At 39.9% G+C, this 8,338-nt stretch carries 8 protein-coding genes and 1 riboswitch; all 8 genes read left to right on the forward strand.

Features of this window, described 5'->3' with window-relative positions:
• The first annotated feature begins 306 nt into the window (after window positions 1–306).
• The 8 genes from QZL64_RS12880 (at window position 307) to QZL64_RS12915 (ending at window position 8,104) form a co-directional block, all read left to right on the forward strand.
• Entirely contained in the window at window positions 307–741 is a 435-nt protein-coding gene (locus QZL64_RS12880; RefSeq protein WP_295225541.1) for a MarR family winged helix-turn-helix transcriptional regulator, read from the forward strand.
• The gene (locus QZL64_RS12885; RefSeq protein WP_021842358.1) at window positions 725–1,564 is read left to right on the forward strand and encodes a pirin family protein; all 840 of its coding nucleotides are present in this window, start codon (window positions 725–727) and stop codon (window positions 1,562–1,564) included. The genes QZL64_RS12880 and QZL64_RS12885 overlap by 17 nt, the downstream gene beginning before the upstream one ends.
• 164 nt (window positions 1,565–1,728) lie before the next feature.
• Window positions 1,729–1,938, forward strand: a complete 210-nt coding sequence (locus tag QZL64_RS12890; protein WP_021842359.1) for a (4Fe-4S)-binding protein — start codon at window positions 1,729–1,731, stop codon at window positions 1,936–1,938.
• A gap of 78 nt (window positions 1,939–2,016) precedes the next feature.
• A complete protein-coding gene (locus tag QZL64_RS12895; RefSeq protein ID WP_021842360.1) occupies window positions 2,017–2,292 on the forward strand; it encodes a GNAT family N-acetyltransferase in 276 nt (91 codons plus the stop codon).
• Window positions 2,293–2,411: 119 nt separating this feature from the next.
• Window positions 2,412–2,513: riboswitch (TPP riboswitch) on the forward strand.
• Between the two features lie 123 nt (window positions 2,514–2,636).
• Window positions 2,637–3,992: a phosphomethylpyrimidine synthase ThiC gene (gene thiC, locus QZL64_RS12900; RefSeq protein WP_021842361.1), complete on the forward strand. Its 1,356-nt coding sequence runs from the start codon at window positions 2,637–2,639 to the stop codon at window positions 3,990–3,992.
• A 352-nt stretch (window positions 3,993–4,344) separates the two neighbouring features.
• On the forward strand, window positions 4,345–5,880 hold the full coding sequence (guaA, locus tag QZL64_RS12905; protein ID WP_021842362.1) for a glutamine-hydrolyzing GMP synthase: 1,536 nt from the start codon (window positions 4,345–4,347) through the stop codon (window positions 5,878–5,880).
• A gap of 315 nt (window positions 5,881–6,195) precedes the next feature.
• On the forward strand, window positions 6,196–6,984 hold the full coding sequence (locus tag QZL64_RS12910; protein WP_021842363.1) for a DUF6414 family protein: 789 nt from the start codon (window positions 6,196–6,198) through the stop codon (window positions 6,982–6,984).
• The gene (locus tag QZL64_RS12915) at window positions 6,974–8,104 is read left to right on the forward strand and encodes an AAA family ATPase (RefSeq protein WP_021842364.1); all 1,131 of its coding nucleotides are present in this window, start codon (window positions 6,974–6,976) and stop codon (window positions 8,102–8,104) included. Before QZL64_RS12910 ends, QZL64_RS12915 begins: the two co-directional genes overlap by 11 nt.
• Window positions 8,105–8,338 lie beyond the last annotated feature (234 nt).

The following is an 8,338-nucleotide window of genomic DNA, read 5'->3' on the forward strand; positions in this document are numbered from 1 at the left end:
AAAGTGTTCAATTTCACATTGCAATTTACTATAAAAAAGTGTTTATAAAATAAGCATGTTTTTGTACAAAATTTTCATAATGTACAGAAATTTTAATCACTTGTAACCAGGGTGTTTACAAATCGAAAGTTTTAGATTATAATATAGCTAGTTAGATACATCTAATTAGATATAATTGAAAGATATCTATATAATCTAATGTAATTTATATGTCCACCGCGGCGGAGAAGGAGGGGTTGAATCCCACCGCCCCAAGGGTTGACGAAATAGTATTTTAGTAAAACATCGTATGAAGGGGTTGATGCTTTGAAAAGTTTAGAAATGAGAGCTTTAGTAGGCCTTCACCGAAGTGTCAATATGCTCGATAAACTGACGGCGGACCTGGCGGCTAAGTATGAAGTGACATTTAGCCAGTTCATGGTGCTGGAAGCCTTGTACAGCAAGGGCGATCTTACGGTGGGCGCCGTGCGCGAGCACATTTTGAGCAGCGTCGGCACAATTTCGGTTATTGTTAATAATTTAGTAAAAATGAAGTATATTGAGCGCTTGACGGATAAAAATGACCGCCGCGTATCAATCCTGCATTTGACTGAAGCAGGTCGCAAAATTATCAGTCAATTGGCACCGGAAAACATAACTATGATAAAGGACGTACTTTCCGTGCTTGATGAAAAAGAAAAAGAAAATTTAGTAGCAATTTTAAGAAAAATTGGAGGTAAGACGGATGAAAAGAACCGTTAAAACAACAATAAAAGGCTTTCAGACAATTGACGGAGCCGGTGTAAAATTAGTGCGTGTATTAGGCAACCAGACAATTAAAGAGTTTGATCCGATTTTGATGTTGGACTCTTTTGACAGTGTAAATCCGGCCGACTATACGGCAGGTTTCCCAATGCATCCGCATCGCGGCATTGAAACAATCAGTTATGTATCACGCGGTAAAATGGTGCATAAGGACAGCCTCGGTAATGAAGAAGCCGTTACCGATGGCGAAGTGCAATGGATGAACTCCGGTTCCGGTATTTTGCACGAAGAATTAGTGCCGGCATCCGAACGCTTATTGGGCGTTCAACTTTGGCTCAACTTACCGCAAAAAGATAAGATGAGCAAACCAAGCTATCACGGCATTAAGCGAGCAGATATTGCCGAAATTCCGATTGAAGGAGGCATACTTCGCTTGTTAGCCGGTTCGTACAAAGAGCATCAGGGCTATGTGGGTGAGCATTTACCGCTCAACTACTATGATCTCCAGCTTGAAGCAGGCGCTGAAAATACGTTGACCATGGGCAAAGATGAATCGGTTATGCTCTTCACATTGATTGGCGATATTGAAGTAGACGGCCAACATATTGAAGAAAAAACGGCCGTTAAATTGACTGAAGGTGACAGCGTTACCATTAAAAACGGCGATAAACCGTCACAAGTATTGTACATCGCATCTAAGGCTTTGAATGAACCGGTAGCCTGGGCGGGCCCGATTGTAATGAACACGGAAGATGAAGTTAGACAAGCCTTTGTTGATCTTAGAAATAATACCTTTGTTAAAACAGAATTAGACTATTAAGCGTTAAGGATGAATTACTGAACAAATTCTAATAATTGTCTAGTTATTAGTATGAATTACTGCGTAATTCGCCGGTTTTACAGTATAATAAATAGTAGAGAGTAGTTAAATTTTAACATCCTAAGTGGGAGTTTGGCCGTGTGACAGAATTAGAGGAGGATTGTATGGCTGAAAAAACATATGAAACTGAAAGTTTAGTGATTCATTGGAAGCCTGACTTGTGTCAGCATGCAGCTAAATGTGTAAAAGGGGCACCCGATGTTTTTGATGTGAGTCGCAAACCGTGGATTATGCCGGAAAACGGCACGACCGAAGAGATTAAAGCGGTTATTGATCAGTGTCCGTCCGGTGCACTGACGTATACGGAAAAATAAGGAGCGGTTTAATCAAATTAGCCTTAAAGCTCAGTTGTATTAACCGATTAAAAGCAAGTTAAAATAAGGAGGTTTCAAATGATTAAAATCGTACATGAAGCGGATAAAAACAGAGCCGCTGCCTATGATGGCGACAAAAATATCGGTGAAAGCACCTATTCGCCATCCGATAAATTCTGGATTATCGACCACACTTTGGTTGATGAAAACTACGGCGGTCAAGGCATTGCCGGCCAATTAGTGGCTGAAATTGTAAAACAGGCACGCGAACGGGGCTTGAAAATTATGCCGTTATGCCCGTTTGCCAAAAAGGAATTCGACCGTCGTCCCGAGTACGCCGATATCCGCATGTAATGGCATTGGCATGTAAATCGGAGTGATTAATACATAAAATTGAAGTCGTCTTAGTCGATTACCAATTTTCATAAATGGTTGTTTTTCACAAAGACCTGTACTATAATGTAGGAAATACACAAAAAAGCTAGGGGAGCCTTATGGATGAGAAAAGTGCGTGAACACTTGACCCTTGACCTGATTCGGATAATGCCGACGTAGGAAAGCTGTACAGGACTTTTAAAGCTCATCCGCGTGGATGAGCTTTTTATTTTGGCTTTTTTGCGTATAACCTATTTAGGGAGATCATGTAACGTGACGATTTTCACGGATTCGCGCTTAGGTATAGCGCAGAGGAGGCTAAAATGAATAGTTCGAAATTTACAGTAAACATGCAGGATGTACGCTTGGCAAAAAGTGACGAATACACGACGCAGATGGATGCGGCACGTCGCGGCTTGGTGACACCGCAGCTTAAAACGGTAGCCGAAAAAGAACAGATGCGTTTGGAAGATTTGATGGCCCTCGTGGCATCCGGTCAGGTAGCGATTCCGGCCAATAAAATGCACATTAGTTTATCGCCGGAAGGGGTAGGCAAACGCTGCCGCACTAAAATCAACGTAAACCTTGGTGTTTCGCCGGAACACAATAATTTGGACGAAGAATTGGAAAAAGTGCGCAACGCCATTGCCATGAAGGCAGAAGCTATCATGGACTTGTCGAACTTTGGTAAAACTCAAGAATTCCGTCGCAAGCTTATCGATATGTCCACCGCCATGATTGGCACCGTGCCAATGTATGATGCGGTAGGCATGCTCGACAAAGACCTCAAAGACATCACCGTAGATGAGTTTTTCTCCGTTGTGGAACAGCACGCAAAAGACGGCGTGGACTTCATGACGATTCACTGCGGTATGAATCAGAAGACGGCGCAACGTATCAAAGACAATCCCCGTTTGACCAACATCGTATCCCGTGGCGGCTCCTTACTCTTTGCTTGGATGGAAATGAACAATCAGGAAAATCCGTTTTACGAATACTATGACCGCTTGCTCGAAATTTGTGAAAAATACGACGTAACCTTGAGCCTTGGTGATGCATGTCGTCCGGGCTGCACCCATGATGCGACCGACGCGGCTCAGATTGAAGAACTCATTACTTTGGGCGAGCTTACTAAACGCGCGTGGGCACACAATGTGCAGGTTATGATTGAAGGCCCGGGTCATATGGTGCTCAATGAAATTGCGGCTAATATGACGCTCGAAAAACGTCTTTGCCATAATGCTCCATTCTATGTGCTGGGACCGTTGGTTACAGATATTGCGCCGGGCTATGACCATATTACGAGTGCTATCGGCGGGGCTATTGCCGGTTCGTGCGGTGCCGACTTCCTTTGCTATGTAACGCCGGCTGAACATTTGCGTTTGCCAACCGTTGAAGATGTGAAAGAAGGCATCATCGCTACGCGTATTGCCGCCCATGCAGCGGATTTGGCAAAAGGCATTCCGGGCGCTCAGGCTTGGGACGATGCCATGAGTAAAGCCCGTGCGGAAGTAGATTTTGATACTATGATTTCCTTGGCTATCGATCCTGAAAAAGCTCGTCGTTACTATGAATCCAGTAAACCGGAATGCGAAGGCACTTGCACCATGTGCGGTAAAATGTGCCCGGCTCGTACCATGAAACATATCTTGGCCGGGGAAGACGTGTCGATTCGATAGAGGTTTGTGATATAATCTATATATAAGCAGATAATGAATAAGAGGACGGAACGGGTAGCCGTCGCCGGATAAGGTGCAAGACCTTTGAGTAGGAGATGTGGGAGTGTCGCCCCACCTTAGTTTTAAAATAGAGGTAACTGTAACTGCGGTTATGATTGCCTCTATTTTTGTTTGTCTGTGACGGACGTAATCGGTGAATTTATTTTTTATTAGTTAGGCGAGACCTTGCTTTCTATGGTATAATAGATTGAATAAATACGTAATAGAACTATTTAAATGTAGCTATGAATATGATTTTGAAGTTTTGACAAAAGCGTAAACATAGGCAGTTGTTACATTAATGGAGGGCATAATGAACCAAAAAGAGCTTATTATCGTTGTCGATTTTGGCGGTCAGTACAATCAGTTGATTGCGCGTCGCGTTCGTGAAAACCACGTTTACTGCGAAGTGTATCCATATGATAAAGCGGTTGCCAAAATTAAAGAATTGAACCCAATGGGCGTAATTTTCACAGGCGGCCCTAACAGTGTTTACGAAGAAAAATCGCCTCGCATTGAAGCGGAAGTGTTCGAATTGGGTATTCCGGTACTCGGCCTTTGCTACGGTATGCAGCTCATGGCGCACACTTTGGGCGGCGAAGTTAAATCCGCTGATGCTCGCGAGTTTGGTAAAACCCCGGTGAAAGTAAACACGGCGTCCCCATTGTTCAAAGGTCTCAGCGAAAACGAAACCGTATGGATGAGCCATGTTGACTATGTAGCATCTGTACCGGAAGGTTTTGAAATCGTCGGTCATACGGCTAACTGCCCGGTAGCGGCTATGCAGAACGTGGAACGCAAATTATACGCTATGCAATACCATCCGGAAGTGCTTCACAGTGAACACGGTAAGGAAATGATCCACAACTTCTTATTTGAAGTTTGCGGTTGCCATGGTGAATGGACAATGGCTAACTACGCTAAAACCGCGGTTGAAGACATTCGCAAAACTGTTGGCGACGGCAAAGTGTTATTGGCTTTGTCCGGTGGCGTAGACAGCTCCGTAGCGGCAGCTCTTATTTCTAAAGCCGTAGGCAATCAATTGACTTGTATCTTCGTTGACCATGGTTTGATGCGTAAAAACGAAGGCGATGAAGTAGAAGCGGCTTTCAAGGATTCCGGCATGAACTTCATTCGTGTAGATGCATCCGACCGTTTCTTGGGTCGTTTGGCGGGCGTTGAAGAACCGGAACAAAAACGTAAAATTATCGGTGAAGAATTCATTCGTGTATTTGAAGACGAAGGCCGTAAAATCGGTGCCGTTGACTTCTTGGCACAGGGCACCATCTATCCGGACGTAATCGAATCCGGCGCGGGCGATGCTGCAGTTATTAAGAGTCATCACAATGTAGGGGGCTTGCCTGCAGTAGTTGACTTTAAAGGCCTTATCGAACCACTTCGCAACTTGTTCAAAGACGAAGTACGTGAACTCGGGTCCGAACTTGGCTTGGCCGACTATTTAGTATGGCGTCAACCATTCCCGGGCCCAGGCCTCGCCATTCGTGTAATGGGCGAAATCACCCCTGAAAAACTCGACATCCTTCGTGATGCGGATGCGATTTTCCGTGAAGAAATTGCGAATGCTAAACTCGATCGTTCCATCAATCAGTACTTTGCCGTATTGACCGGTACGCGTACTGTTGGCGTTATGGGTGACTTCCGTACTTACGATTATACCTTGGCACTTCGCGGTGTAACCACCACTGACTTCATGACAGCCGACTGGGCACGTATTCCGTATGATGTGTTGGATAAAATCTCCGTTCGTATTATCAACGAAGTAAAACATATCAACCGTATCGTGTATGATATTACCTCTAAACCACCGGCTACCATTGAGTGGGAATAAGAGAAAAGTATATAATTTAATAAGATGATATCTGAATGATGAATTTGGGTATGTTAAAACCCTCGGCGTGAACCGAGGGTTTTGTATTTTTATAGAACTTAGTCGTGATAGATTGTATTAAATATATTGAATAATGGGGTCTTATATTATATACTAATCATAATACAAGAACGTTTGTTTTTTTGTTCGATTTAAGTAAATGTAAATTTGCTGTACGAGATTTAAAATAGAGACGTTCAAATAACTGTGTTGATATAAATAATTAGATGGTAACTATATATTCTCGTTTATAGTTTTAGTGAAGGGAGTGAATTAATGTCTAAGAATATTATTAATAAAATTATATATTTTGATAAAGAGACTATTCGTAACATATTACAAGAACGCGATAGAGGTGAACTTTTAAGAACTACGGATATATCTTCTAATTTAGAGTTAGAAGGTGCTATAGGAACAGGTGTTTCGGCAGAAATGAAGCTTGATGTTCCATTTCTTTCAAGAATTTCTTTTTTATTTACAGGCAAGATAAAAACATCATATATTATATCGCAAGATAGGACAACTACCATTTCTTCTACAGAAATTTCTGAGTTTGAGCAATTAAAGTCGTTACTTATTAATATTCCAAACGTCCAACTATCAGACATTGAAAATTCTTCTACTTCTTTTCGTGTGGCAGGTGGATACCTAAAACTTGTTAAAGGGGGAGTTGATAAAGTAGATGCAAAAGAGTTTAAAACTGTTATGGATAGCTATGATGGATATGATACATATAAAGTAGATGAGAAAAGGTATGTTCGTTTTAATAATGAGGCATTTGTAAGTAATTATAAAAGAAACGATTTGCTTACAGCTACAATGACACTTTATTGTATTGAGGTGGGTGAATTCAGTAAAAAACGGTTTGATTTCATCACGGAAATGGGAAAAATGGAACGGTTAATTACTTCTGTAGAAAAACCAAAAACTTTGGCAGAGATTTATCCGCCAAACATGCAACTTAGAGGGTCAACTATTGAAGAAGAAGTTGATGAAAATGATTCAGTGACGCTTTATGATGTACTTTATGCTTGTATAACGACAGAGGTATTTAATGGAAAGTAAAAGAAAATATCATATTATTATTGGGTCAAAGACATATTTTGATATGAGTTTACCTGAGTTTAGAGAAGAGGATAAAGTGGATACATTTCTAGACTTGGTAAAACTGTCTGATTTTTCTAGACAAAATCAACGCAAGTTTGAAGAACATGCTAAAACACTTATTATAAAAAATGACAATTATCATGGAATCGTTGAAGCAGCACATGATCGTTTAGGAGCATTAATTGAAGATTTAACGACAGATGATGCTGAAATATATGTTCATAATCCTCCTCGTATATTAATGAAATATTTAGAAAATAAACAAAAACTGTCATTAATTGAACTTGATGCTAAAAGTGAAAAATATGAAATAAAAAGAAATGTAGATATGTTTGTGAATCAAATTGAAGATATATCATTACATATAATTGGTCAGCATCTGGTCATCAAGGGAATCAGTAAAAGTTTATGGTATCTTACAAATATTAAAAGGGATAAACCATATGTTATTATGTTGTATGGTAATAGCAGCCTTGGGAAGACGGAATTGGTACGTGAAATTGCAAAGTCATTCTTTAGTGGAAAATATTTAGAAAAACATTTATCGATGTTTAAGAATAATAACTATTCAGACTATTTCTTTGGTAATATGCCTAATAGACGTAGTTTAGGGTTTGATTTGATGGAACGGGAGTCCAATTTAATCTTTTTTGACGAATTAGATAAATGTCCTGAGTATTTTTACTCAGCGTTTTATACATTATTTGATAATTCAGAGTTTAAGGATACTACCTATGATGTAGATGTATCAGGAGTTGTGATTGTACTAACTTCTAATTATCAGACAAAAGAAGAAATGCAAGAGCGATTAGGCCTGCCTATTTTTTATCGGATTGATAAGTTCCTTCATTTTGATGATTTTAGTTGTGACACAATATACCAAATTGTTCAGTCTGAAATATCAAGAAGGAAAAGTGAATTTGAAGATAAACTTACAGTAGATGAAGTGTATGCAGCTGTTAGCCCTGTTATTTTGACATCAGGAGAGAATGCTCGAACTATAAAATATAAAATTCAACAGGTTATTGAAGAGCTTTTATTTAAGGATATACAACGTAAGTTAGATGGAGCTAAATAAGCTTGTGATACAATAAATGAATACTTTGAATATAAAATCGGTGATTATCTAATAGAAATAAGATACAAAATATATTAATATGTTGAAAGTCTGTTTGAATATATTTAGCCCCTCAGTACTGCTGAGGGCTTTATATTATAAAAGTATAATATAATCTTGTTAATTTACATTTTGCAAACATATATGTGTGTTTTTAGCTATAGTATAGTACAATATATATATAATATTAGAGGA

This window comes from Veillonella sp. CAG:933 (assembly GCF_000431435.1).
Taxonomy (GTDB): Bacteria; Bacillota; Negativicutes; order Veillonellales; family Veillonellaceae; genus Veillonella_A.